1 protein-coding gene is annotated in these 352 nt (G+C 61.4%); it reads left to right on the forward strand.

Features of this window, described 5'->3' with window-relative positions; genetic code table 11:
• Positions 1-352 (forward strand): FAD-dependent oxidoreductase (locus tag EOB49_RS34920; protein ID WP_127383557.1); only part of this gene is annotated, 352 nt, incomplete at both ends.

Below are 352 nucleotides of genomic sequence, written 5' to 3' on the forward strand. Positions count from 1 at the left end.
GCATCCTGTTTCCCTATCTAGGCAAGGTGCTGATCGGCTCGACCGACATCCGGGTGGACGATCCGGACCAGGTCCGTTGCGAGGAGGACGAGCAGCGCTACATCCTGCAGTCGCTCGCTTTCGTCTTCCCCTCGATCAAGGTTAGCGATGACCAGATCGTGTTCCGCTTTGCCGGCGTGCGTCCTTTGCCCGCCAGCGAAGACAGTTTTACGGGCCGCATACCGCGCGATCATTTTTGCGAGTTCGTCGAACCGGCCGGACATCTGCCGGCGACGTTGTGCATGATCGGCGGCAAGTGGACCACCTTCCGTTCGTTTGGAGCGCTGGCCGCCGATATGGCGCTGAAGCGGCT

Source organism: Mesorhizobium sp. M7A.F.Ca.MR.148.00.0.0 (genome assembly GCF_003997735.1).
Taxonomy (GTDB): Bacteria; Pseudomonadota; Alphaproteobacteria; order Rhizobiales; family Rhizobiaceae; genus Mesorhizobium.